At 69.9% G+C, this 25,919-nt stretch carries 13 protein-coding genes and 1 pseudogene; 7 read left to right on the top strand and 7 right to left on the bottom strand.

Going from position 1 to position 25,919, the window contains the following annotated elements; all coding sequences use genetic code 11:
- Positions 1-138: 138 nt before the first annotated feature.
- The 3 genes from ACWY4P_RS06475 to ACWY4P_RS06465 all read right to left on the bottom strand — a co-directional run bounded on the left by ACWY4P_RS06475 (position 139) and on the right by ACWY4P_RS06465 (position 4,205).
- Positions 139-1,035, bottom strand: a complete 897-nt coding sequence (locus tag ACWY4P_RS06475) for a universal stress protein (RefSeq protein ID WP_456209165.1) — start codon at positions 1,033-1,035, stop codon at positions 139-141.
- A gap of 143 nt (positions 1,036-1,178) precedes the next feature.
- Positions 1,179-1,613: an ATP-binding protein gene (locus ACWY4P_RS06470; RefSeq protein ID WP_456209164.1), complete on the bottom strand. Its 435-nt coding sequence runs from the start codon at positions 1,611-1,613 to the stop codon at positions 1,179-1,181.
- Positions 1,614-1,823: 210 nt separating this feature from the next.
- Positions 1,824-4,205, bottom strand: a complete 2,382-nt coding sequence (locus ACWY4P_RS06465) for a phosphoketolase family protein (RefSeq protein ID WP_456209163.1) — start codon at positions 4,203-4,205, stop codon at positions 1,824-1,826.
- A 135-nt stretch (positions 4,206-4,340) separates the two neighbouring features.
- On the opposite strand from ACWY4P_RS06465, the gene ACWY4P_RS06460 reads away from it, so the two are divergent.
- The 3 genes from ACWY4P_RS06460 to ACWY4P_RS06450 all read left to right on the top strand — a co-directional run bounded on the left by ACWY4P_RS06460 (position 4,341) and on the right by ACWY4P_RS06450 (position 6,276).
- Complete coding sequence (locus ACWY4P_RS06460; RefSeq protein WP_456209162.1) at positions 4,341-4,790, top strand: cyclic nucleotide-binding domain-containing protein; 450 nt, start codon at positions 4,341-4,343, stop codon at positions 4,788-4,790.
- 54 nt (positions 4,791-4,844) lie between these two features.
- Positions 4,845-5,441: a TlpA family protein disulfide reductase gene (locus ACWY4P_RS06455; RefSeq protein WP_456209161.1), complete on the top strand. Its 597-nt coding sequence runs from the start codon at positions 4,845-4,847 to the stop codon at positions 5,439-5,441.
- A 133-nt stretch (positions 5,442-5,574) separates the two neighbouring features.
- Positions 5,575-6,276: a response regulator gene (locus ACWY4P_RS06450; RefSeq protein WP_456209160.1), complete on the top strand. Its 702-nt coding sequence runs from the start codon at positions 5,575-5,577 to the stop codon at positions 6,274-6,276.
- A 269-nt stretch (positions 6,277-6,545) separates the two neighbouring features.
- Here ACWY4P_RS06450 and ACWY4P_RS06445 read toward each other — a convergent pair whose 3' ends face one another.
- Both ACWY4P_RS06445 and ACWY4P_RS06440 read right to left on the bottom strand, forming a co-directional pair.
- Complete coding sequence (locus tag ACWY4P_RS06445) at positions 6,546-7,424, bottom strand: MOSC domain-containing protein (RefSeq protein ID WP_456209159.1); 879 nt, start codon at positions 7,422-7,424, stop codon at positions 6,546-6,548.
- Between the two features lie 93 nt (positions 7,425-7,517).
- Entirely contained in the window at positions 7,518-8,018 is a 501-nt protein-coding gene (locus tag ACWY4P_RS06440) for a DUF6643 family protein (RefSeq protein ID WP_456209158.1), read from the bottom strand.
- A 232-nt stretch (positions 8,019-8,250) separates the two neighbouring features.
- Here ACWY4P_RS06440 and ACWY4P_RS06435 point away from each other — a divergent pair, with 232 nt between their 5' ends.
- Positions 8,251-9,594, top strand: coding sequence for a TerD family protein (locus tag ACWY4P_RS06435; RefSeq protein ID WP_456212834.1), 1,344 nt, complete (start codon positions 8,251-8,253; stop codon positions 9,592-9,594).
- Between the two features lie 9 nt (positions 9,595-9,603).
- Here the strand turns inward: ACWY4P_RS06435 and ACWY4P_RS06430 are convergent, their stop codons facing one another.
- Positions 9,604-10,824: a glycosyltransferase gene (locus ACWY4P_RS06430; RefSeq protein WP_456212833.1), complete on the bottom strand. Its 1,221-nt coding sequence runs from the start codon at positions 10,822-10,824 to the stop codon at positions 9,604-9,606.
- A 76-nt stretch (positions 10,825-10,900) separates the two neighbouring features.
- Here ACWY4P_RS06430 and ACWY4P_RS06425 point away from each other — a divergent pair, with 76 nt between their 5' ends.
- The 3 genes from ACWY4P_RS06425 to ACWY4P_RS06415 all read left to right on the top strand — a co-directional run bounded on the left by ACWY4P_RS06425 (position 10,901) and on the right by ACWY4P_RS06415 (position 13,536).
- Positions 10,901-11,725 carry a glutamate racemase gene (locus ACWY4P_RS06425; RefSeq protein ID WP_456209157.1) on the top strand — a complete coding sequence of 275 codons (825 nt, stop codon included), beginning with the start codon at positions 10,901-10,903 and terminating at the stop codon, positions 11,723-11,725.
- Between the two features lie 107 nt (positions 11,726-11,832).
- Positions 11,833-12,402, top strand: a complete 570-nt coding sequence (locus ACWY4P_RS06420; RefSeq protein ID WP_456209156.1) for a hypothetical protein — start codon at positions 11,833-11,835, stop codon at positions 12,400-12,402.
- Positions 12,403-12,519: 117 nt separating this feature from the next.
- Entirely contained in the window at positions 12,520-13,536 is a 1,017-nt protein-coding gene (locus ACWY4P_RS06415; RefSeq protein ID WP_456209155.1) for a methyltransferase, read from the top strand.
- Positions 13,537-13,649: 113 nt separating this feature from the next.
- Here ACWY4P_RS06415 and ACWY4P_RS06410 read toward each other — a convergent pair.
- Positions 13,650-25,865, bottom strand: a pseudogene (locus ACWY4P_RS06410) (amino acid adenylation domain-containing protein); the annotation flags it as partial.
- Positions 25,866-25,919: the final 54 nt, after the last annotated feature.

Raw genomic sequence — 25,919 nt, 5'->3', positions numbered from 1 at the left:
GCGCCGGGGGCCCTCAGGCCCGGTATCCCCGATCTCCGCGGCCCCGCGGCGTCAGCCGCTGATGTCACCGCCGCAGAGATCGGGAACACAGGACCTGGGGGCGCGCGTGCCCAACACCAAGTCGCCCGACGGCAGGCCCTAGCTCTGCGGGACCACCGCCACCGGGCACTGCGCGTGGTGCAGCACCGCGTGGTTGACCAGGCCCAGCTGCATCCCGAAGTGGCCGTGCCGCCGCCGCGCCCCCACCACCAGCAGGTCGGAGTGCGCCGAGGCGTCCAGCAGGGCCTTGCGCGGCGACGCCTCGACCACGCGGTGCGCCACCGGCACGGGCGGCAGCGCCGCCGCCGAGGCGCCGCCCAGCGCCTCGTCGAGGAGTTCGCCGGCGCGCCGCGCCCGCTCCTCGGGGCCCCCGTGCTCTCCGGCCGCCTCGGCGGCCGCGTAGCGCCAGGCGTGCACCGCCTCCAGCTCGCAGCCGCGCAGCCGCGCCTCGAGGAGCGCGAAGGCGTTCGCGGCCGCGCCCGCGGCGTATTCGGGCCCGCCGGGGCGCTCGCGCTCGGCGATGCCCACCGTCACCCGGTTCAGCCGGCCCTGCACATTCTCCGGGCGGCCGCGGACCACCACCACCGGACAGTGCGCGCGGGCCGCGATCCCCAGCCCCACCGAGCCCAGCAGCAGGGACGCGAACTCCCCGCGCCCCCGCGAGCCCACGACCACCGCGTCCCCGCTCTGCGCGGCGCGCAGCAGGGCCGTCACCGCGTCGTCGGGCGCCACGTCCGTCATCACCTTGAGCGCCGAGGCGCGCCGTCCCGCCCGCTCGGCGGCCATGGCCAGCACGGTCTCGCTGCGGACCCGTTCGGCCGGGCGGTCCGGCGAGGTGGCGGGGATGTAGCCCTCGTAGCGCTCCCACAGGGACGCGTGGACGATGCGCAGCGGCAGCCGGCGCCGCGCGGCCATGCCGGCCGCCCAGTCCAGTGCGTCGAAGGCGGCGTCCGAGCCGTCCACCCCCACCACGATGGGAAGCTCCACCGTGCCCACCGCCTCTCATGTCAGCACATGGATGTGTTCCTTCCCATTGTCCTGCCGGGAGTCGGGATCGTTGTCCTGCCGGGAGTCGGGACCGGCCAGCGCGCGTGGCGGGCCGATGAGCAGAAGGCGGGCGGGTGAGGGGGCGAACCCGTTCAGCGCAGCCGCATCGCGAGCGTCACGACCGCCCCCACCGCGCCCGCGCTGACCGCGAGCCGGTCGGTGACCAGGCGGGTCAGCCACAGCCCGCGTCCGCTGGTCGCCCCGTCCAGGCCGGGCAGGATCCGGGGGATGACGTCCTCGGAGAAGCCGGGGCCCGAGTCGCTGATCCGGCACTCCAGCTCGTCGCCCACCCGCCGCAGCAGCAGGACCCCCTCACCGCCCGCGTGCTCCACCGCGTTGGTGGCGACCGCGTCCACGGCCAGGACGAAGTCGCCCCGGCGCGTCTCGGCCAGCCCGGCCCAGGCCGCGCACTCCTCGATCTGCACGCGCAGCAGCGGCAGCTCGCGCGCGGTGAAGCGGCGCTGTAGCAGACGTTCGACGGCTTGATCGGCTGGATCGGCGGACCACAGGCGGGGTTGCGCCGGCACCGGTGCCTCCCGTTGACGAGTGCGAGCGACAGCAGGGTCGATGAAGGAGCCGAGGGTACGAGCCATACGCCGCCCGCGCACGCCAGGACCGAGGATGACGGCTCGGACACCATTTGTGACCGGAAGTGGACGTACGGTGCCCACAACCTACTGAGCGCCTACCGCTTCCCATCGGCTACCGCTTGCATCGGTCCGCTCGCATCGGTCCGCTCAGCCCGGCCAGCTCCACTCCACCACCTCCGGCAGATCCACGCCGTGCCGCCGGATCCAGTCGTGGTGCCGGTGGCGCATGTCCTCCATGGCCTGGCGCAGCCCGGCGGCGCGGACCGCGAGCCCCGGCACCCGGTCCAGCACATCCATGACCAGCCGGTAGCGGTCGAGGTCATTGCGTACGACCATGTCGAAGGGCGTGGTCGTGGCGCCCATCTCCTTGTAGCCGCGCACATGGATTCGCGGATGGACCGCCCGCCGGTAGGTGAGCCGGTGGATCAGCCACGGATAGCCGTGATACGCGAAGATCACCGGCCGGTCGCGGGTGAAGACCGCGTCGAACTCGCGGTCCGTCAGCCCGTGCGGATGCTCCTGACGCGGCAGCAGCTTGGTCATGTCGACGACGTTGACGACCCGGACGGCCAGCTCCGGCAGCCGCGTGCGCAGGATCGACGCCGCCGCCAGCGCCTCCTGGGTGGGCACGTCCCCGGCGCAGGCGAGAACCGCCTCCGGCTCGCCGCCCGGCCGCTCCGTCCCCGCCCACTCCCAGATGCCGAGGCCGCGCGCGCAGTGGTCACGGGCCTGCTCCAGGCCCAGCCAGTCGAAGCAGGGCTGCTTGCCCGCCACCACCACATTGACCACGTCCCGGGTGCGCAGCACATGATCGGCGACGCACAGCAGGGAGTTGGCGTCCGGCGGAAGGTAGACGCGCACCGTGTGCGGGTCCTTGTTGAGGATGTGATCGATGAACCCGGGGTTCTGATGGGAGAAGCCGTTGTGGTCCTGCCGCCACACATGTGAGGTCAGCAGGTAGTTCAGGGCGGCGATCGGGGCCCGCCAGGGGATCGTACGGGCGGTCTGGACCCACTTGACGTGCTGGGCGGCCATGCTGGCGACGATGTCGGTGAACGCCTCGTACGAGGAGAACAGACCGTGCCGCCCGGTCAGCAGATACCCCTCGAGCCAGCCCTGGCACAGGTGCTCGGACAGGACCTCCATGACCCGGCCGTGCGGCCCCAGGTGCTCATCCGTCTCCACTGTCTCGGCCTGCCAGGCCTTGTCCGTCACCGTGTACACCTCCTCCAGCCGGTTGGACGCCGTCTCGTCCGGCCCCACCAGGCGGAAGTCGCGGCGCTCGGCCGTATCGGCCATCACCTGGCGCAGCATCCCGCCGAGCACCCGCGTCGGCTCGTGCAGCCGGGTGCCGGGCTTGTCCACGGTGACGGCGTGCCCGGCCAGGTCGGGCAGCGGCAGCTCGCGCAGCAGCCGGCCGCCGTTGGCGTGCGGATTGGCGCCGAGCCTGCGATCGCCCGCCGGCACACAGGCCAGGACCTCCGGGCGCGGGCGGCCGTCGGCACCGAAGAGCTCGTCCGGCCGGTACGAGCGCAGCCACCGCTCCAGCTTCCGCAGCCGCCCCGGATCCTCCCGGACTCCGGCGAGCGGCACCTGGTGGGCGCGCCAGGTGCCCTCCACGGGGACCCCGTCCACCTCGGCCGGGCCGGTCCAGCCCTTGGGCGTGCGCAGCACGATCACCGGCCAGTGCGGCCGCTTCCGCGCCCCGTCGCCGTCGCGCGCGGCCCGCTGGAAGGCGGCGATCCGGTCCAGCGCGAGATCGAGCGCCGCCGCCATGGCGTGGTGCGCCTGCGCCGGGTCCTCGCCCGCGGCGGCGGTGACGTACAGCGGCTCGTGGCCGTAGCCGCGCAGCAGCTCGTCCAGCTCCCCCTCGGGCAGCCGGGCCAGCACGGACGGATTGGCGATCTTGTAGCCGTTGAGGTGCAGCACCGGCAGCACGGCGCCGTCGTACACCGGATCCAGGAACTTGTTCGCGTGCCAGGAGGTGGCCAGCGGCCCGGTCTCCGCCTCCCCGTCGCCGACCACACAGGTGACCACCAGACCGGGGTTGTCCAGCGCCGCGCCATAGGCGTGCGCGAGGGAGTAGCCGAGCTCCCCGCCCTCGTGGAACGAGCCGGGCACCTGCGGCGCGGCATGGCTGGGCACCCCGCCGGGCGTGGAAAACCCGCGGAAGAGCCGGGTCATCCCGGCCACGTCCCGCCCCAGGTCCGGACACAGCTCCCCGTACGTGCCCTCCAGCCAGGCCCCGGCGAACACGGCCGGCCCGCCGTGGCCCGGGCCCCAGACGCACACCGCGTCCAGGTCGCGCGCCGAGATCACCCGGTTCATATGCGTGTAGACGAGGTTCAGCCCGGGACAGGTGCCCCAGTGGCCCAGCAGCCGCGGTTTGATGTGCCCGGGGCGCAGCGGCTCGGCCAGCAGCGGATTGCCGGTCAGATAGATCTGGCCCGCCGCCAGATAGTTCAGCGCCCGCCAGTGGGCGTCCAGGCTGTGCAGCTCGCGGTCGGCGAGCGTGGCTTGCGGTCCCATGCGTGACTCCGTGAGAGCGGGCGGCCTCAGGACCCATGTACGACGATGCCATAAGCGGGGCACGGCCGCCCTTCGGCCCGCCTTCACGGTCCGCGCCGAAGGGCGCGGAGGGGCGGGAGACGGCACAGTGAGGTCATGAAGGGACTTCTCAGCTCGCTCAAGACGGAGCACCGCGATCGGCTGATGGCGCTCGCCCGCGAAGTGTCCTTCCCCGCGGGCGGCCGCATCTTCGAGGAGGGCCGCAAGGCCGACCACTTCTGGATCATCCGCACCGGCTCGGTCACCCTCGACCTGCACGTCCCCGGCCGGCGCGCCGCCGTGATCGAGACTCTCGGCCCCGGTGAGCTGATCGGCTGGTCCTGGCTCTTCCCGCCGGACACCTGGCACCTGGGCGCGGAGGCGCTCAGCCCGGTGCGCGCACACGAATTCGACGCGGAGGCGGTACGCCGGCTGTGCGACGAGGACACCGAGCTCGGCTACGCCCTCGCCCTCGCCTGCGCCCAGGTGATCGGACGCCGGCTTCAGTCCGCCCGCACCCGTCTGCTGGACCTGTACGGGCCGTACGCCGGCGGCATCTCGCCGTGAACGGACCGGGGACCCGGGAGCCGAGGCGCACCCGCGACCTGCGAAGCTGATCGTATGAACACCCGTCATCTCACCTCCGGTTCGGCCGCCGCGCTGGCAGCCGTCCTGCTCCTGTCGGCCTGCGGGACGGGGGCGAGCTCCTCCGGGGACGACCCCTCGAAGCCGGGTGGCGGCAACGAGGTGATCAGCAGCTACTCACCGGGCGAGCGCCAGCAGCTGCGGGGGATCTCCGGCAAGACGCTCGAGGGCAAGCCGCTGGACCTCGCGGACTACAAGGGCCACGTCGTCGTGGTCAACCTCTGGGGCTCGAATTGCGGGCCGTGCAGGGCCGAGGCGCCCAATCTGGTGAAGGTGGCGAAGGAGACCGAGGCCGAGGGCGTACGGTTCGTCGGCATCAACACCCGGGACCCGAGCCGGGAGGCGGCCGCCAGGTTCGAGGAGGAGTACGGCGTCCCGTACCCCAGCCTCTACGACCAGATGGGCAGGATCGTGCTCAAGCTCCCCAGGGGCAGCGTCAACCCGCAGGCCATCCCCTCGACCATCTTCCTCGACCGCGGCGGACGGCTCGCGGCCCGTGCGCTGGTGCCGCTGAGCGAGCGGGATCTGCGCAGGGTGCTGCGGCCGCTCATCGCGGAGAAGAAGCAGGCCTGAGGCGGCCCGCTGGGCTGGCAGGCGTTCGTGGTGGCCGAGGGCCGAACGGCCCCTTACCCCGCGCGGCGACGGGGCGGAAAGCTGGGCGGCGGATCACGATCGGCGTGCCCCGCGCGCCATGGAGGGAGAGGCAGTGGCTTCGACAGCCGACCCCGCGAGGCCCCTTGAACGCATCGGGGTCTTTCTGCTCGACGACCACGAAGTGGTGCGTCGCGGACTGCGCGATCTGCTCGACGCGGAGCCCGACCTGTGCGTCGTGGGGGAGGCGGCCAACGCGCGCGAGGCCATGGCCCGTGCCCCCGCCGTCCGGCCCCGGGTCGCGGTGCTCGACGTACGGCTCGGCTCCTCGGCCGAGGGCGGCGACCACGAGGGGATCGAGGTGTGCCGCGAGCTGCGGGCCCGGTTGCCCGAACTGGCCTGCCTGATGCTCACCTCCTTCGACGACGACGAGGCGCTCTTCGACGCCATCATGGCCGGGGCGGCGGGCTATGTGCTCAAGCAGATCAACGGCTCCGACCTGGTGTCGGCCGTACGCACCGTGGCCGGCGGCCGCTCCATGCTCGACCCGGGCGCGACCGCGCGCGTGATGGCCCGGCTGCGCGGGCCACAGCCCAGCGGGCCGGTCGAGTTGGAGCGGCTGTCGCCGCGCGAGCGGGAGATCCTGGAGCTCATCGGCGAGGGGCTGACCAACCGCCAGATCGCCGAGCGGCTGTTTCTCGCGGAGAAGACGGTCAAGAACCGCATCTCGGCGATCTTGTCGAAGCTGGGCGTGGGACGGCGCATTCAGGCCGCGGTCATCGCCGAACGGATCAGGGACCGGCGCGCGAGCGAGTGACGTCGGATGGGTCGGCAGTCGCATAGGCCGGCATCGCATGGACCGGCCTTGCGTGGGAGCGCGAGGCCGGACTCCCCTTCCGGTCTCGCGCCCCCACGCCGCACGGGGGCGCGCCCGTCCGTGTGGCTCCTCACCGCAGTGGAGTGAGAGCCCGGCGAGCCCCGGTGGCGAGGATGGTTCCCAGGTGCTGGTGATCAGCATCGGGGAGTCGCCTGCGCACCGGGAAGGGGCCGAACGGCCCTGATGACCGGGCCGGCCGGGGCCGTCGGCTACTCGAGGATCTCCACCCGGTCGCCCACCCGCAGCGTCCCCGCGCCGCGCTCTTCCCCCGAGGGCCCGATGGTCCGGGGGAGCGCGGGGAGCTCCGGGACCAGGTTCTGGCCGAAGAGGAGCCGATCACCGGAGCGCCGGTGGCGGGCCAGCGTACGCAGCGGCTCCTTGCCGCGCTCGGCGGTCTCCTGGTCGGTGGTGGTGATCACGCACCGGGCACAGGGCTTGGTGACCCGGAAGCCGACCTCGCCGATCCGTATCCGCCGCCAGCCGTCCTCCGCCCAGGGGGCGGTGCCCTCGACCACCACATTCGGCCGGAAGCGGTTCATCGGCAGCGGCCCCTCGTCCGGGTGATCCCCCTGGGCGATGAGCGAGTTGAGCGCGTCCAACGACGCGGTGGTGGTGAGCAGCAGCGGAAACTCATCCGCGAGGCTCACGGTCTCGCCCTCGCGCGCGTACTCCGGAGTCAGCGGCCTGCGGCGCGCCGGATCGTCCAGATGGACCAGACGGACCGGAGAGCCCAGAAAGCCGCTGAACCACTCGTCGGCCGCCGCGCCCGCCGAGACCACCTCGACCGCTTCCTTGTGCAGCCATACGGTCGACACCGCCGCGGCGTCCCCCGGCCCGGGCACGGCGACCGCCAGCGGCTCATGCCCGGCCGCACTGAGCCGGATCCCGCCACCGGGCAGCGGCTGGGCGGAAACCAGCGCCAGCCGGGCCTGCTGGCGCTGCGTCACATACCGTCCACCGGGCTCGACGACCATCCACCTCCGGTCTCCCGCAAGCCCCCACGGCTCGACGGCCGCCTCGAGAGGAGCGGCCCCCGCGACCGACTTGACGGGGTACACGTGGATGGCGCTCAGCGCTGGATTGACCATGCCGACAATCTTGCCAGCCGGGTCCGACAGCGCCGTGCCCACGTCACGCCCCGGCCCGGGCCACCCGACCCGGACCCCGCCGCGCCGGATGGCTCAGTAGCCGCCCCCCTGCTGCTGCGGTCGGCCGGGGTACTGCTGACGGCCGTAGGGGTCCTCGTACGGCGACGGCGCCGGGGCCGCCGGCCGGGGCGCGGCGGGGCGCGGCATGGCCGGGCGCATCGCCTCGTAGCCCGTGGGCGCCGCCGGACGCTGCTGCTGCGGGGGCTGCTGCGCCCCCGGGTAGCCGCGCGGACCCGTCGCCTGCGGCGGGATGTACGGCGAAGGCGCCTGCTGCAGCCCGTTGGGCTGTGGCTGTCCGCCACCCGCCTGGTACCCCTGCGAGGGGTTGTACTGCGGGGAGGGCGCCGCCGGCAGTGCGGGCAGCGCGGAGGGGAGCGCCGGGAGGTGGCTGCCGGTGTCGTACGGCGGGGCCACCCGGATGGGCGCGATCTGCGGTGTCCCCCGCTCGGCGACGAGACTGTCGTAGATGGGGGTGTCCGGGAAGGACGACGAGGAGTAGTAGCCGCTGCCGTAGCTACCGCGGGGGGAGGTCATAGCCCATAAGTTAAGCCCACGATGTGCCGATTGGGGAGTCCGGTAAGAGGGTTGTTTTACCGGCTGGGAGCGGTCGGGGTTCCCCAATCCGAGCGAACCCGGGAAAAACGGTCGGCAGGGTACGTTGAGATCCTGTAAAGAGCGCGTTTTCGACGGGTTACCGGCCGCGGTCCGATGATCGTGTGTCCGTGACGAAATGAACAGATCAGAAAGGCAGGGGGACAGCATGGCGATGCGCAAAGGCAGCAATGTTCCGGTTCCGGTGTCGGCGGTGCGGGTCGAACTGGGCTGGCGCACCGGCCCGGGGGTGCCGGACGTCGACGCCTCGGCGCTGCTGCTGGTATCCGGAAAGGTCCGTTCCGACGCGGACTTCGTCTTCTACAACCAGCCGGCACACTCCTCCGGCGCCGTACGCCACGAAGGCAAGCGGACCGCCGGTGACACCGTGACCGACACCCTTTCGGTGGACTTCGGCCGGGTGGAGCCCGCCATCGAGACCGTGGTGCTCGCCGCGTCCGCGGACGGCGGCGGCTTCGGCCGGGTCCCGGGCCTGTTCATCCGGGTGCTGGACGCCTCGGGCGGTGCCGAGCTCGCCCGGTTCGACAGCGAGGACGCCACTGTCGAGACCGCGTTTGTGCTCGGCGAGCTCTACCGGAGGCAGGGCGCGTGGAAGTTCCGCGCCGTCGGCCAGGGTTACGGCAGTGGACTCGCGGGCCTCGCCACGGACTTCGGCATCAGCGTCGACGAGCCCCAGCACGCTCCGGGCCCCGCCTCCGTCCCCGCCCCGACCGCCGCCCCCGCGCCCGTACAGCCGTCCGCGCCACTTCCGCCCCCGCCGCCCGCGCAGCCCGCCGTGCCGCTTCCGCCGCCGACCGCGCCCGCGTACCCGGCCGCCGCGCCGCCGGCCCCCGGCCACCCGGCTCCCGCTTCCGCCCCGGTGAGCCTGTCCAAGGTCACCCTGACCAAGGAGGCCCCCTCCGTCTCGCTCAGCAAGCAGGGCGGTACCTCAGGCGCCATGCGGGTGAACCTCAACTGGCAGGTGCGCAAACAGTTCCAGGGCTGGGCCCAGAAGCTCGGCAAGGCCATCGCCATGCACGGAGACCTCGACCTCGACCTGGGCGCGCTGTTCGAGCTCTCCGACGGCAGCAAGGGCGTGGTGCAGGCGCTCGGCAACTCCTTCGGCTCGCTGCACCAGCCGCCGTTCATCCAGCTCGACGCCGACGACCGCACCGGCGCCCGGACATCCGGCGAGAACCTCACCATCAACCTCGACCAGAAGAACGCGTTCCGCCGCATCCTCGTCTTCGTCACGGTCTACGAGGGTGCCCGCAGCTTCGCCAACCTCAATGCCACGGTCACCCTTCAGCCGCAGCACGGCGCACCCATCGACTTCTCGCTCGACGAGTGCACCGTCCCCTCCCCGGTCTGCGCCCTCGCGCTGATCACCAACAACGGCGGTGACCTCGTGGTCCAGCGCGAGGCCCGCTACCTGGTGCCCGAACGCGGCGTCAGCCCCCAGCGCACCCTCGACTACGCCTACGGCTGGGGCATGAACTGGACACCCGGCCGTAAGTGAGACGGGCTGTCAGGGCGCGGCGCCGGGGCGGGCGTAGGTACGCCCCTTCCACGCGGCGCCGCGCCCCTGGTAGTGCCGCACCGCCGAATCCACGGTCATCAGCAGATACAGCAGCGCCGTGACCGGCAGCAGCGGCGCCAGCCACAGCGTCTGCCGGTAGTAGCGCAGCATCGGGACGTACGTCACGGCCATCAGCGCCCACGCGGCCCCGCCCGTAGCCCACAGCGCCGGACGGCCCGCGAGCAGCCCCGCACACAGCGCCACCGGGGGCACCAGGTACACCAGCGTGAGCCCCGCCACCGTGGCCACCAGCAGCAGTGGATTGTGCCGCAGCTGCGCGTAGGCACTTCGCGAGACCATCCGCCACAGCTCACCCAGCCGCGGATACGGCCGCACGCTGTCCACCCGGTCCGCGAGCCCCAGCCAGATCCTCCCCCCGCTGCGCTTCACCGCCCGGGCCACCGCCACGTCGTCGATGACCGCGTGCCGGACGGCATCCGGGACCCCGGCCCGCTCGGCCGCCTCCCGCCGCAGCAGCACACACCCGCCCGCGGCCGCCGCCGTCCGCGCCCCCGCCCGGTTGACCCACCGGAACGGGTAGAGCTGCGCGAAGAAGTACACGAACGCCGGGACGATCAGCCGCTCCCACGCGGTCACCACCCGCAGCCGCGCCATCTGCGACACCAGGTCGAGCCCGGAGCCGCTCGCCGCCCGCACCAACTCACGCAGGGAGTCCGGCTCATGCGCGATGTCCGCGTCGGTCAGCAGCAGATACTCCGTGTCCGGGCGGGCCTCGGCGAGCGTCATGCCGTGGCGCACCGCCCACAGCTTGCCCGTCCAGCCCGGTGGCGGCTCACCGGGCGAGTCCACGGTCAGCGGCAGCCCGCCGTGCTCATCGGCGAGTGCACGGGCCAGCTTGCCCGTGCCGTCCGTACTGCCGTCGTCGACGAGGAAGATCTCCGCCGGCCCCGGATAGTCCTGCGCCAGCAACGACGGCAGACTCACCGGGAGGACGGCGGCCTCGTCCCGGGCGGGGACGACGACGGCGACCGGCGGCCAGCATTCCTCAGCGCTGAGGTCCACCGGGTCATGGCCCGGGGCGACGGGCTCGCCGCCGCGGTCCACCGGCACGCGGCCGCCCGGCAGCCGGACGTCCGTACGCCAGAAGAAGCCCTGGCCCAGCAGCAGCCACACCCACACGGCAAGTGACCCGACGGCGATCCACGTCAGCGCGTTCACCGTGGCAGTCTGCCCGAACGAAAGCCCGGCCGCCGGGCGCATCGGGGCGATCCATTAAGGTGACCGGGTGAAGATCGCGCTCATGGACTCCGGAATCGGCCTGCTCCCGGCAGCGGCCGCGGTGCACCGGCTCCGGCCGGACGCCGATGTCGTTCTCTCCTCGGACCCCGACAGCATGCCCTGGGGCCCCCGCACCCCCGAAGACGTCACCCAGCGTGCGCTGGCCTGCGTCCGCGCCGCCGCCGCCCACCGCCCCGACGCGCTGATCGTCGCCTGCAACACCGCCTCCGTGCACGCCCTGCCCGCGCTGCGGGCCGAGCTGGAGCCCGCGCTGCCGATCATCGGTACCGTGCCCGCGATCAAGCCCGCGGCGGCCGGCGGCGGACCCATCGCGATCTGGGCCACACCTGCCACCACGGGCAGCCCTTACCAGCGTCGGCTCATCCGCGACTTCGCGGACGGGGTCACCGTGACGGAGGTGGCCTGCCCGGGGCTCGCCGAGGCCGTACAGCGGGCCGACTCGGCGGCGATCGCCGCCGCGGTGGCCGACGCCGCGGCCCGCACCCCGCGCGACATCCGGGCCCTCGTCCTGGGCTGCACCCACTACGAGCTGGTCGCCGACCGCATCCGGGCCGCCGTCCAGCCGGCCGACGCCCCGCCGATCGCCCTGCACGCATCCGCCGGGGCCGTCGCAGCCCAGGCCCTGCGCCGGATCGGCGCCGCACCCGCCCCCTCGGGCGCGGCGGCCCAGGCGGCCTCGTCGGCCCTCGCGGACCTTTCCCAGGGGCGGCTCACCGTGATCCTCAGCGGCCGCGAGGCCGCGATGCCCGAGGCCGCCCTGGCCTATGCCGAGGGCCGTCTGCTGGCGGCCGAACCCCTGGCCCGGGGCTGATACCCCCGGCCCGGGGCTGAGCCTGCCCGCAGGGCTTTCATGGTCCTTACCACAGTCCTCACCACAGTCCTCTGCCGAGGTACCGGAACGTGAGTACCCTGCCAGCTATGAGGCACCACGGCGAGGACGACGAGCGCGACGAGCGGGCCGCGGCCGGGCGGCCCCCTGAGGTCTGGACCGGGCGTGCGCACAACCGCGCCCAGTGGCTGCTGGCTGCCGGGGGCGCCGCCTGCGTGGCGCTCGGCATCGACCTGGCCGTCGTCTCTCCATGGACCTCGGGCGTGGCCCCCCTCCTCATGTCCGTGATCGGCTGCCTCGCGGCCGGACTGCTGATGCTCTTCGGCACCCTGGCCTTCGTCCATGTGGCCGTACGGGTCGACGAGGAGGCCCTGGAGGTGCGCTGCGGCCACATGGGGCTGCCCCGTCGCCGCATCCCGCTCAACGACGTGGTCCACGCGGACTTCGCACCCCGGGTCACCCCATGCCAGTGGGGCGGCTGGGGCTACCGCTGGCGCCCCGAGAAGGGCACCGCGGTGATCGTGCGCCGTGGCGAGGGCCTGGTGGTCCGGCTCGGCGACGGCCGGATCTTCACCGTCACGGTGGACAACGCCGAGGCCGCGGTGCGGGTGATCCGCGACCGCCTGCGCGGCATCGCGGCCGGGGCCTCGCAGGCCTAGATTCCGTCCGACGCCACCGTCTATACATGATCTCGAATGACGGCCCGGAAGGTATGCCCTCCCGGGCCGTTCCCCCGTTCGGCCCCGGAAGGAAATCCATATGAGAGAGGTCGGCAGATGAGCGCACTCACACCAGAAGCACTGCTCGCGGACTACCTGGCCCTGGCGGACGACAGCTGCGTCGCCGTGCTGCCGCACGTACTGCGCATCACGGCCGAACTCGGCATCGCCGATGTCCTGGCGACGGACACCGTGACCGTCGAGGACATAGCCACTGCCACGGAGGCGGACACCGAATCCCTCTACCGCCTGCTGCGTGCCCTGGTGTCGGTGGGCCTGCTCCTGGAGGATCCGTCCCGCTCCTTCCGACTGACCGAGAGCGGACACCGCCTCCGCGCGGACGCCCCGAACAGCGTCCGCGAATCCGTACTGAACGCCGACTCCCAACGGGCCTGGCTCCGCGGTATCGACACCATCCGCAGCGGGCGCTCGGTCTTCGACAGCGTCCACGGCGGAGATTTCTTCACACACAAGAATTCCGACGGCGACGCCGATCGCGCTTTCCTGCGCCGTATGCGGGAGCGGACCGGGCGGCTGTACGGACAGTTCTCCTCGACCCCCGACTGGCGGCAGTCGGACGTCGTCATGGACATCGGGGGCGGTGACGGCTTTATGCTGGAGCGCGTCCTGCGCGAAGCCGATCACGTCAAGGGAATTCTCTTCGACCGGCCGTCGGTCGTCGACATGGTCAAGGATTCCGAGCACATCCGGTCGCTTGGCGAACGCTGTCGGCTCGAAAAAGGCGACTTCTTCGAATCGCTGCCTTCAGGGGCCGACACCCACATGCTGTGCAGCGTTCTGCACGACTGGACGGATGCCCAAGTGGTCACCATTCTGCGCAACAGCAGAAAGGCGCTGCGGGACGGCGGGCGGCTATTGATCGTGGAGATGCTGGTGCCGGAGGACCAGGAATGGCACCCCAGTCGATGGAGCGACATCGGGATGATGGTGCTCACCGGCGGTCGTGAGCGAACGGCAGCGGAATTCGAGACCCTGCTGAGCGATTCCGGATTCGTTCTTTCGAATGTGACCCCCATTTCCGGCTCTTACTTCTCGGTTCTGGAAGCCAGATAGGCTGTTTTGGGTAGACGCTGATGCCGCGCTTTTCGGCGCGATCCGGTGTGCCTGGTGGCGCGGCACCTACGCCGCGCCACCAGGCACACACACGCTGTCTGTGAACCGACCGCTTACCGCTCCGGCCGCCCCTCCAGCGACGCGGCCAGCACTCGTCCGATCTCGGCGAGCGGGCCGGGCTGCATCATGCGGACATGCTCACACGGGACCGGGTGCTCGTGCACGTGCCCCGTGATATACGGAGCCCACGCCTGAGGAGCGGCCACCGGCATATGGTTGTCGACGGCCGCGGTGAAGAACAGCACATCGCCGGAGAACTTTTCCGGCGTGGCGGAGCGCCCGAGCCCCCGGTTGTTGCCGACCGCGACGGCCAGCGCGGATATTTCGTCCTCGCTGAGGGTGATGCCTCCCGTCACCTCTCCCATGTGCTGCCTGGCGTAGTCGTGGAGGAGGACGGAGAGATCCGCCGCATCGGCATCCTCCGGGATTTCATATCCGGCACCCTCCGCCAATGCGGCTATGAGGTCCTCTTCTTTTTCCGGGCCGGATGGGGAAGCCCCGTCGTGTGGATAGGCGTCGAGCATGGTCAGCACGCTGACGACTTCCCCCTGACTCTGAAGCAGTACCGCTACGGCGTGGGCGACCAGCCCTCCGAAAGACCAGCCGAGCAGCCGGTAAGGGCCGACGGGCTGAACGGAACGCATCAGTTCCACGTAGTCCTGCGCCATTTCCTCCAGTGAGGTCGGCAGCGGCTCCTTACCCATCAGGCCGCGCGACTGAAGCCCGTAAACAGGGACTTCTTCTGGTATGTGCCGCAGCAGACCGGCGTAACACCAGCTGAGCCCTGATACCGGATGCACGCAGAACAGCGGTGGCTCGTCACCGCTCGAGCGGATGGGGAGGAGCGGGTCGAACGGATCCTGGCCTGCCCCGTCGTCGATGCGTTCGGCGAGGCCTGCGACGGTGGGGGCTTCGAAGAGGGCGCGGATGGTGAGTTCGACGTCCAGGGTGGTGCGGATGCGGCTGATCAGGCGGGTGGCGAGGAGGGAGTGTCCGCCCAGCGTGAAGAAGTTGTCGTCGATGCCGACTTCTGTGACTCGTAGGATTTCGGCGAAGAGTGTGGAGAGGGTTTGTTCGCGTGGTGTGCGTGGGGTTCGTCGGGTGGTGGGGGTTGTGTAGTGGGGGGTGGGGAGGGCTTTGTGGTCGAGTTTTCCGTTGGGTGTGAGGGGGAGGTGGTTGAGTGTGACGAGTGTGGTGGGGACCATGTAGTCGGGGAGTTGGTTCCGGAGTGTGCGGAGGACTTCTGTGGTGTTGATTCCTGTTTCGGGGTTGGTGGGTACTGTGTAGCCGGTGAGGCGTTTGTCGCCGGGTTGGTCTTCTCGTACGAGTACGACGGCTTGGGCGATGGTGTGGTGGGTGGTGAGTGCGGTTTCGATTTCGCTGGGTTCGATGCGGAAGCCGCGTATTTTGATTTGGGTGTCGGTGCGGCCGAGGTAGTGGAGTGTGCCGTCGGGGTTCCAGCGTGCGAGGTCGCCGGTGCGGTACATGCGGGTGCCGGGTGGGCCGTAGGGGTTGGGGATGAAGCGTTCGGCGGTGAGGGTGGGGCGGTTGAGGTATCCGCGGGCGAGTTGTGTGCCGGCGATGTAGAGCTCGCCGGGGGTTCCGGTGGGTGTGGGGCGCAGGGCGTCGTCGAGGATGTAGGTGTGGGTGTTCCACATGGGGCGGCCGATGGGGATGGTGCCGCTGGTGTGTGTGCCGCTGGTGGCGGTGCCTGTGGGTGTGGGTGGGGGGATGGGGTGGTCGGTGGCGCCGACGGTGGTTTCGGTGGGGCCGTAGTGGTTGATGACGGGGGTGTGGGGGTGGTTGGTCTGCCAGGTGTGGACGGCTTCGGTGGGGACTGCTTCGCCGCCGAGCATGAGTTGGCCGGTGGGTTCGAGGGGGGTGTTTTCGAGGAGGGGGAGGTGGCTGGGGGTGAGTTTCATGAAGGTGATTGGTGTGTCACCGGGCTGTTGGTCTGTGGCGGTGGTTGTGGGTGTGGTTGTGGGTGTGGTTGTGGGTGTGGTGGGGGTGAGGGTGGTGATGTGGACGCGTCCGCCGCAGATGAGGGCGCCGTAGAGGACGGTGACGCCGGCGTCGAAGGAGACGGAGGCGTGGAGGACGGTGGCTCCGGTGAGGGTGGGGTAGGCGTGGGGGCATCGGGCGGTGTAGTTGAGTAGGGCCTGGTGGGGGATGAGTACGCCTTTGGGGTGGCCGGTGGAGCCGGAGGTGTAGATCACGTAGGCGGGGTGCTGGGGCAGCAGTTCACCGGTGCGGTCGGTGTCGGTGACGTCCGCGTCGGGTTGTGCGGTGATTGCGGCAAGTGTGTCGGCTTCGTCGAGTTGGGTGTGGGGGAGGTGGTGGAGTGGGGGGAGGGTGGGGGAGGTGGTGGTGTCGGTGATCAGGAGTGTGGGGGTTGCGTCCTGGAGCATGTAGTGGATGCGGTCGGTGGGGTAGTCGGGGTCGATGGGGAGGTAGCCGGCGCCTGTTTTGAGGATGGCCAGCAGTGTCACGACAAGTTCGGCTGAGCGGGGCAGTGCTACTGCCACCAGCTGTTCCGGCCCGGCGGCGTGTCCGATCAGGTGCCGTGCGAGGCGGTTGGCCCGGGTGTTGAGGTCGGCGTATGACACCTTCTGGTTTTCGAAGACGACTGCGATGGCGTCGGGGGTGCGCTTGACCTGGGCTTCGAACAGCCCGGGCAGGAGGGTGTCGGGGAGGGGGTGTGTGGTGTCGTTCCACAGGGTGAGGAGTCGGTGCCGCTCGGCGGTGCCGAGGACGTCGATCCGGCTGACGGGCAGATCCGGATCCGTGGTGACCGACTCCAGCACCCGCACCAGCCGAGCAGCCAACGCCTCCATCGACACCGGGTCGAAGAGATCGGTGCGGTAGTCGACATGCCCGCTCAGCCCGTCGGGGGCGCCGTCCACCGTGCGGTGTTCGCTGAGGTTCACGGTGAGGTCGAATCTGGCGGCGATCCCGCCCAACGGCTGAGGAGTGATGTCCAGACCTGGAAGGTCGAGATTGGGCCGGGTGTTGTTCTGGAAGGAGAGCATCACCTGGAACAGGGGATGCCGGGCCATCGAGCGCTGCGGGTTGAGCACCTCCACCAGCCGCTCGAAGGGCACGTCCTGGTGGGCGTAGGCGGCCAGGTCCGTCTCCCGCACCCGCTCCACCAGCTCACGGAACGTGGGATCCCCACTGACATCCGTACGCAGCACCAGCGTGTTGACGAAGAAACCGACCAGATCATCCAGAGCGTCATCGGTACGCCCGGCGATCGGGGTGCCGATGGGGATGTCACTGCCCGCGCCTATCCGGGTGAGAAGGACGGCCAAGGCGGCCTGGACGGTCATGAAGACGCTTGCCCCGCTGTCGTGCGCCAGTTCCATCAGCCGCGTGTGCACCTCGGCCGGCACCCGTACGGCCACGCTGGCGCCCTCGTGCGATGCCACGGCGGGCCGGGGCCGGTCCACCGGCAGCTCCAACTGCTCCGGCACGCCCGCCAGAGCGGCCGTCCAGTAGGCGAGTTGCCGCGAGATCACACTGTTCGGGTCATCCTCACTGCCCAGCACCTCCCGCTGCCACAGGGCGTAGTCCGCGTACTGCACCGGCAGCGCACGCCATCCGGGTGCCTTGCCGTCGGTGCGGGCCTTGTAGGCGGTGGTCAGGTCGCGGGCGAAGGGCGCCATCGACCAGCCGTCGGCGGCGATGTGATGCACGACCGCCAGCAGTACGTACTCATCCGGCGCCACGACGAACAGCCGTACGCGCAGCGGAAGGTCACACGAGAGGTCGAACCCGGCGCGGGCCTCCCTCATCAGTGCTTCGGCCAGGTCCTTCTCGGCCACGTCCAACACCTGGAATACCGATGCCGCGTTGCCTTGGAGAACGTGTTGACGGGGCCGGCCGTCGGCCTGGGGGAAGAGTGTCCGCAGGCTCTCGTGCCGCTCGACCACATCCCCTACGGCCAGGAGCAGGGCGTCGACGTCCAGCCGCCCTCGCAGCCGTAGGGACATGGGGATGTTGTAGGTGCCCGAGGGGCCTTCGAGTTGGCCGAGGAACCACAGTCGGCGCTGTGCGAAGGAGACCGGTACGGTCTCGGGCCGTGGCCTGCCGGTCAATGGCTGTCGTGCCAGGCTGGTTTCTTGATCTGTTCGTGCGCTCAGTCCCGCTACGGTCGGGGACTCGAAGAGAGCGCGGATACCCAGCTCCACGCCCAGGGTGGTGCGGATGCGGCTGATCAGGCGGGTGGCGAGGAGAGAGTGCCCGCCGAGTGCGAAGAAACTGTCGTCGATGCCGACTTCGGCGACGCCCAGGACTTCGGCGAACAGGCCGCACAGGATCTCCTCGCGCGGTGTGCGGGGTGCGCGGCGGGTGACCGTGGTGGTGTAGTCGGGGGCGGGCAGGGCCTTGCGGTCCAGCTTGCCGTTCGGGGTCAAGGGAAGCCGCTCGAGTACGACGAGTGCCGAGGGGACCATGTAGTCCGGAAGTCGGCCTCTGGCCGCTGCCAGTACCTGAGCGGTGTCAAGGCTCACACCGGCGTCCGCGGGCACCACATAGCCGACCAGACGCCTGTCTCCGGGCCGGTCCTCCCGTACCAGGACGGCGGTCTGTGCCACGGCGTCATGCGCCGCCAGGACACCCTCCACCTCACCGGGCTCGATACGGAAACCACGCACCTTGACCTGGGCGTCCGCACGCCCCAGGAACTCCAACTGCCCGTCCGGCCGCCACCGCACCACATCCCCCGTCCGGTACATCCGCGACCCCGCAGTCGTGCCGAACGGATTCGCCACAAACCGCTCGGCTGTCAGTCCGGGCCGTCCCAGATACCCGCGGGCCAGTTGTGCGCCGGCGATGTAGAGCTCGCCGGGCACCCCGACCGGTACTGGTTGCAGTGCCGTATCCAGCACATACACCTGCGTGTTCCACACGGGGTGACCGATTGGAGGAGCGGCGGTCAGCTCGTCGTCGGTGAACCATGACGTGGAGTAGACGGTGGCTTCGGTAGGGCCGTAGCAGTTCGCGAACCGACCTCCCGGAACGGCGGCACGAATGGCGTTCGCCACGCTCGACGTCATGGCTTCGCCGGCCAGCACCACCGTTCCCGCATCAATGTGCCCGCTGCTGCTGAGGAGGGTCGAGACAACAGAGGGGACACCGCTGATGAGGCAGGAAGACCCACTGCTCGGCACATTGCCACCAAGAGCGAGCAGGTCGGGGACCACCTCGACGCGTCCACCAGCGACGAGAGGTGTGAAGAGCTCGAAGACCGAGACGTCGAAGTTGAGAGACGTCGACACGTACACATGAGTCAATCGATCGGGCCCGAACTCGGAAGCGGCCCAGGTGATGAGATTGACCACGCTGCGCTGCTGGACTGTTACGCCCTTGGGGCGACCGGTCGAGCCGGAGGTGTAAAAGACGTAGGCGGGATGCTGGGGGAGCAGGCCGCCCGTGCGGTCGGCGTCCACCACATCCGCGTCATCGTATTGAGCGGTCCTCGCGTCATCCACCATCAGCCGAGGCAGATGCTCCGCCGGGGGGAGGGTGGGGGAGGTGGTGGTGTCGGCGATCAGGAGCGTGGGGGCCGCGTCCTGGAGCATGTAGTGGATGCGGTCGGCGGGGTAGTCGGGGTCGATGGGCAGATAGGCGGCGCCCGCTTTGAGGATGGCCAGCAGTGTCACGACAAGTTCGGCCGAGCGTGGCAGTGCCACCCCTACCAGCCGCTCCGGCCCGGCGCCGTGGGCGATCAGGTACCGCGCCAGTCGGTTCGCCCGGGCATTGAGGTCGGCGTACGACACCTCCTGGCCCTCGAACACGACCGCGACCGCGTCGGGGGTGCGCTTGACCTGGGCCTCGAAGAGCTCCGGCAGCAGGGCGTCCGGGAGCGGGTGTGCGGTGTCGTTCCAGAGGGTGAGGACCTGCTGCCGCTCGGTCTCGCCGAGGATGTCGATCTGGCTGACACGGGTTTCCGGATCGGTGGTGACTGTGGCCAGGACGCGCACGAGCCGTGTGGCCAGTGCTTCGACGGTGGCGGGGCGGAAGAGGTCGGTGCGGTAGTCGAGGTGTCCGGTGAGTCCGTCGGCGGAGCCGTCTGCGGTGCGGTGTTCGCTGAGATTGACGGTCAGGTCGAATTTGGCGGCGGTGTCACCCAATGGCTGGCGGGTGACGTGGAGGCCGGGGAGGTCGAGGTTGGGTTGGGTGTTGTTCTGGAGGGCGAGCATCACCTGGAAGAGGGGGTGGTGTGCCAGGGAGCGTTGTGGGTTGAGGACTTCCACGAGGCGTTCGAAGGGCACGTCCTGGTGTGCGTAGGCGGCCAGGTCTGTTTCCCGTACGCGTTCGATGAGTTCGCGGAAGGTGGGGTCGCCGCTGGTGTCGGTGCGCAGGACGAGGGTGTTGACGAAGAAGCCGACCAGGTCGTCCAGCGCGTCATCGGTACGTCCGGCGATCGGAGTGCCGATCGGGATGTCGTGGCCCGCGCCCACGCGGCTCAGGAGGACGGCCAGGGCGGCTTGGACGGTCATGAAGACGCTTGCGCCGCTGTTGTGGGCCAGCGCCACCAGCCGGGCGTGTACGGTCGCCGGCACATGCAGCGCCACGCTGCCGCCCTCGTACGATGCCACCGCGGGCCGGGGGCGGTCGACCGGCAGTTCCAGCTGCTCGGGCACACCGGCCAGGGTGGTGGTCCAGTAGTCCAGCTGGGCGGTGACCAAGCTGTCGGGGTCGTCTTCGTGGCCGAGGATTCCCTGCTGCCAGAGGGTGTAGTCCGCGTACTGCACCGGCAGCGCACGCCATCCGGGTGCCTTGCCGTTGGTGCGGGCCTTGTAGGCGGTGGTCAGGTCGCGGGCGAAGGGCGCTATCGACCAGCCGTCGGCGGCGATGTGATGCACCACTGCCAGCAGTACGTACTCATCCGCCCCGAGCACGAACAGCCGCACACGCAGCGGCAGATCGCGGGCAAGGTCGAACCCAGTGGCGGCCTCCCGCTTCAGTGCCTCGGCCAGGTCTTCGCCGGCGATGTCCAGCACTTCGAAGACCGATGCCGCGTCGCCTTGGAGGATGTGCTGGTGGGGCTGGCCGTCGATCTGGGGGAAGAGGGTTCGCAGGCTCTCATGCCGCTCGACCACGTCTGTCAGGGCCAGGCGCAGGGCGTCGATGTCCAGCCGGCCGCGCAGCCGTAGAGACAGGGGGATGTTGTAGGTGCCCGAGGGGCCTTCGAGCTGGCCGAGGAACCACAGCCGGCGCTGCGCGAACGACAAAGGTACGGTCCCGGGCCGGGTTTGCGTCGTGAGTTTGGGGCGTGTGGTGTGGCTGTCGGATGTCTGGAGGTGTTCGGCGAGGCCGGCGACGGTGGGGGCTTCGAAGAGGGCGCGGATGGTGAGTTCGACGTCCAGGGTGGTGCGGATACGGCTGATCAGGCGGGTGGCGAGGAGGGAGTGCCCGCCGAGTGCGAAGAAGCTGTCGTCGATGCCGACTTCGGGGACCGCGAGGACTTCGGCGAAGAGACCGCACAGGATCTCCTCGTGCGGTGTGCGGGGTGCGCGGCGGGTGGTGGATGCGGTGTAGTCGGGGGCGGGCAGAGCCTTGCGGTCCAGCTTGCCGTTCGAGGTCAGGGGCAGTCGCTCGAGTACGACGAGTGCCGAGGGGACCATGTAATCCGGCAGCCGGTCCCTGGCCGCCTCCAGCACCTGAGCGGTGTCAACTCGCACTCCCGCATCCGTAGGCACTACGTAGCCGACCAGCCGTTTGTCGCCGGGTTGGTCTTCGCGTACGAGGACGGCGGCTTGGGCAACCGTGTCATGACTGGTCAGGGCGGCTTCGATTTCGCCGGGTTCGATGCGGAAGCCGCGTATCTTGACTTGGGTGTCGGTGCGGCCGAGGTGTTCGAGTGTGCCGTCGGTGTTCCAGCGTGCGAGGTCGCCGGTGCGGTACATGCGGGTGCCGGGTGGGCCGAACGGGTCTGGGATGAAGCGTTCGGCGGTGGTGGTGGGCTGATTGATGTAGCCGTGGGCCAGGCCGGTTCCGGCGATGTAGAGCTCGCCTGCGACTCCCGGGGGTACGGGGCGTAGGGCGTGGTCCAGGACGTAGGTGCGGGTGTTGTCCATGGGTCGGCCGATGGGTACTGAGGTGCCGGGTGGGGTGGTGGGGGTCATGAGGTGTTGGGTGGCGCACAGGGTGATTTCTGTGGGTCCGTACAGGGATCTGACCCTGATTTGCGGGCAGGCTTGGAGGACGCGTTGGACGGCGGTGGGGGAGACCACGTCGCCGCCGGTCAGTACCTCCTGGACCTGGCCGAAACACCCGGGATCCTCTTCCGCGATCACCCGGAACAACCCCGCCGTCAGCTCGATGGCAGTGACCTGGCCATCGCTGATGAGCGTGCGTAGTGCTTTGGCGTCGATCTGTTCGTTGGGGGCCACGACGATGCGGCCGCCGGAGAGCAGGGGGACCCAGATCTCGTAGTCGGAGGCGTCGAAGGCGTGTGGGGCGTGCATCAGGACGCGCTTGTGCGCGTTGTCTGTGTCGCTGGCCCAGGAGGTGTCCAGGGCCAGTTCCACCACGCCCCGGTGGGGTACGGCCACGCCCTTCGGCTCGCCGGTGGAGCCCGAGGTGTACATCACATAGGCGAGCTGCAGCGGATGCCTGCCGCCCACGACCACGTTGCTGTGGTCGGTGTCGTCAGCGGTCAGGACCTCGCCAGTCACCTCGACCACACGCGCATCACCGGCGAACCCGCCCGCCTGTGCGGGCCGGTCGGTGAGCAGCACGCCGGCGCCGCAGTCGCGCATGACCGAACGCAGCCGCTCCACCGGATAGCCCTCATGCAACGGCACGTAGAACCCGCCTGCCTTCAGCACAGCCAGCAGAACGGCTATCAGGTCGGCGGAACGCTCCATCCACACCGCCACCGCATGCCCCGGCCCGACCCCCAGCCCGATGAGGTACCGGGCCAGCCGATTCGCCCGCGCGTTCAGCCCGGCGTACGTCAGCTCCTGGCCCTCGAAGACCACCGCGACCGCATCCGGGGTCCGCGCCACCTGCGCCTCGAACAACTCCGGCAGCACCGCATCCGGCATCCGACGCCCGGTGTCATTCCACCCGGACAGAATCTGCCGGCGTTCGGCTTCGTCGAGTATGTCGACTCGGTCGATGGGGATGTCCGGGTCCGCGAGCACGGTCTCCAGCACCCGTTGCAGGCGTGTGGCGAGTGCTTCGGTGGTGGCGGGGCGGAAGAGGTCTGTGCGGTAGTCGAGGTGTCCGGTGAGCCCGTTGGGGGTGCCGTCCGCCGTACGGGATTCCCTGAGGTTGAAGGCCAGGTCGAATTTGGCGGTGGTGCCGCCCAATGGCTGGCGGGTGACGTGGAGGCCGGGGAGGTCGAGGTTGGGTTGGGTGTTGTTTTGGAGGGTGAGCATGATTTGGAAGAGGGGGTGGTGTGTCAGGGAGCGTTGTGGGTTGAGGATTTCGACGAGGCGTTCGAAGGGGGTGTCTTGGTGTGTGTAGGCGGTGAGGTTTGTTTCTCGTGTGCGTTGGATGAGTTCGCGGTAGGTGGGGTTGTTGCTGGTGTCGGTGCGTAGGACGAGGGTGTTGACGAAGAAGCCGATGAGGTTGTCGAGGGCGTCGTCGGTGCGTCCGGCGATGGGGGTGCCGATGGGGATGTCGTGGCCGGCGCCCATGCGGGTGAGGAGGACGGCGAGTGCGGCTTGGATGGTCATGAAGAGGCTTGCGCCGCTGTCGTGGGCGAGCGCGACGAGTTGGGTGTGTGTGGGGGCTGGGATGTGGAGGGTGACGCTGTTGCCGTGGTGTGAGGTGATGGCGGGGCGGGGGTGGTCGGTGGGTAGTTCGAGCTGTTCGGGTGTGCCGGCCAGGGTGGTGGTCCAGTAGTCCAGCTGGGTGGAGATCAGGCTGTTGGGGTCGTCTTCGCTGCCGAGGGTGTCCCGTTGCCACAGGGTGTAGTCGGCGTACTGTGCGGGCAGTGCGGGCCATTGGGGTGCCCGGTTGTTGGTGCGGGCCTGGTAGGCGGTGGACAGGTCGCGGGCGAAGGGGGTGAGGGACCAGCCGTCGGCGGCGATGTGATGGACCACGGCCAGCAGGACATGGTCCTGCGGCCCCAGCACGAACAGCCGTACCCGCAGTGGCAGGTCATGGGCGAGGTCGAACCCGGCGCGGGCGTGATGGGCCAGCGCGTCGGTGAGTTCTTCCTCGGTGATGGTTCCGGTCACGGCAAGGGGTGGCACTGCCGCATCGCCCTGGAGGATGTGCTGGTAAGGCCGGCCATCGGCCTGGGGGAAGAGGGTTCGCAGGCTCTCATGCCGACCGACCACGTCTGTCAGGGCCAGGCGCAGGGCGTCGATGTCCAGCCGGCCGCGCAGCCGTAGAGACAGGGGAATGTTGTAGGTGCCCGAGGGGCCTTCCAACTGGCCCAGGAACCACAGCCGGCGCTGCGCGAACGACAAAGGTACGGTCCCGGGCCGTGGCCTGCCGGTCAGTGGCTGCCGTACCAGGCTGGTTTCTTGGTCTGCTCGTGCGCTCAGGCCGGCGACGGTGGGGGCTTCGAAGAGGGCGCGGATGGTGAGTTCGACGTCCAGGGTGGTGCGGATACGGCTGATCAGGCGGGTGGCGAGGAGGGAGTGCCCGCCGAGCGCGAAGAAACTGTCGTCGATACCCACTTCCGCGACGCCCAGGACTTCGGCGAACAGGCCGCACAGAATCTCCTCGCGCGGTGTGCGGGGCGCGCGGCGGGTGACCGTGGTGGTGTAGTCGGGGGCGGGCAGAGCCTTGCGGTCCACCTTCCCGTTCGGCGTCAGAGGCAGCCGCTCCAGGACCACCAGCGCCGAGGGCACCATGTAATCCGGCAGCCGCTCCCTGGCCACCCCCAGCACCCGAACAACATCAACACCCACACCCCCACCCACACTTCGACTCGCGCCTGTGGGTACTACGTAGCCGATGAGGCGTTTGTCTCCGGGCCGGTCCTCCCGGACCTGTACCACCGCCTGGGCCACCGTTTCATGACCGGCCAGGACCGCTTCGATCTCACCGGGCTCGATACGGAAACCACGCACCTTCACCTGCGCGTCCGCACGCCCCAGGAACTCCAGCTGCCCGTCCGGCCGCCACCGCACCACATCCCCCGTCCGGTACATCCGCGACCCCGCAACCCCCGCGAACGGATCCGCCACAAACCGCTCACCCGTCAGACCCGCCCGCCCCCAATACCCCTGCGCCAGCCCCGCCCCCGCCACATACAACTCCCCCGCCACACCCACCGCCACCGCACGCAAACCCCCATCCAGTACATACACCCGCGTATTCCCCAACGGACGCCCGATCGGCGGCACCCCCACCCCCACCCCCACCCCGGACCCGCCACCCACCACCGGCACAACCCCACCAACACGCTCCTTCAACACGGCCACCGTCGACCAGACCGTCGTCTCCGTCGGCCCATAACAGTTCACCACCTCACCCCCCAGCTCACACATCCGCTCCGCCAGCCCCGGCGGCAGAGCCTCACCCCCCACCAGCATCCGCAAACCCCCCACACACCCCGGCACCTGCGACACCAACTCCTCCCACAACGACGGAGTGGCCTGCATCACCGACACACCCGCCGACTCCACCAACGCACCCAACGCAAACACATCCCGCACCACCCCCGACCCCGCCACCACCACACCAGCCCCACACACCAACGGCAAAAACAACTCCAACACCGCAATATCAAAAGCCACCGTCGTCACCGCCAACAAACGATCACCCCCACCCAACCCACAAAACCCACCCGCCACCCGCAGAAAATTCACCAGCCCACGATGCGGCACCACCACACCCTTCGGCCGCCCCGTCGACCCCGACGTATACACCACATACGCCGGATGATCACCCGAGACCACCCCCAACCGCTCACCACCCACCACATCCCCACCACCACAACCCGCCACCCCAGCCACCACATCCACCCCATCCACCACCACCAAATCAACACCCACCACCCCACCCAACACACCCGACCCCACCACCACCGAATCCGTCACCACCACCACCGGCCCCGCATCCCCCAACACAAACCCCACACGATCAGCCGGATAACCCGGATCCACCGGCACATACCCAGCCCCCGCCTTCAACACCGCCAACAACACCACCACCAAATCAACCCCACGCGACAACACCACCCCCACCAAACACCCCGGACCCACCCCACGCCCCACCAAATACCGCGCCAACCGATTCGCCCGCACATTCAACTCACCATAAGACAACACCTCACCCCCACACACCAACGCCACCGCACCCGGAGTCCGCACCACCTGCGCCTCAAACAACTCCGACACCACCACACC

It is taken from the genome of Streptomyces sp. LZ34 (assembly GCF_053890475.1).
The sequence above is the reverse complement of the archived record's forward strand: the minus strand, read 5'-3'. Positions and strand labels throughout refer to the sequence as shown.

Coding starts and splice junctions, on each gene's coding strand:
- ACWY4P_RS06465 (WP_456209163.1), bottom strand. CDS start 4,205: ATGGGACCGCAAGCCACGCTCGCCGACCGCGAGCTGCACAGCCTGGAC.
- ACWY4P_RS06460 (WP_456209162.1), top strand. CDS start 4,341: ATGAAGGGACTTCTCAGCTCGCTCAAGACGGAGCACCGCGATCGGCTG.
- ACWY4P_RS06455 (WP_456209161.1), top strand. CDS start 4,845: ATGAACACCCGTCATCTCACCTCCGGTTCGGCCGCCGCGCTGGCAGCC.
- ACWY4P_RS06445 (WP_456209159.1), bottom strand. CDS start 7,424: ATGGTCAATCCAGCGCTGAGCGCCATCCACGTGTACCCCGTCAAGTCG.
- ACWY4P_RS06440 (WP_456209158.1), bottom strand. CDS start 8,018: ATGACCTCCCCCCGCGGTAGCTACGGCAGCGGCTACTACTCCTCGTCG.
- ACWY4P_RS06435 (WP_456212834.1), top strand. CDS start 8,251: ATGCGCAAAGGCAGCAATGTTCCGGTTCCGGTGTCGGCGGTGCGGGTC.
- ACWY4P_RS06420 (WP_456209156.1), top strand. CDS start 11,833: ATGAGGCACCACGGCGAGGACGACGAGCGCGACGAGCGGGCCGCGGCC.
- ACWY4P_RS06415 (WP_456209155.1), top strand. CDS start 12,520: ATGAGCGCACTCACACCAGAAGCACTGCTCGCGGACTACCTGGCCCTG.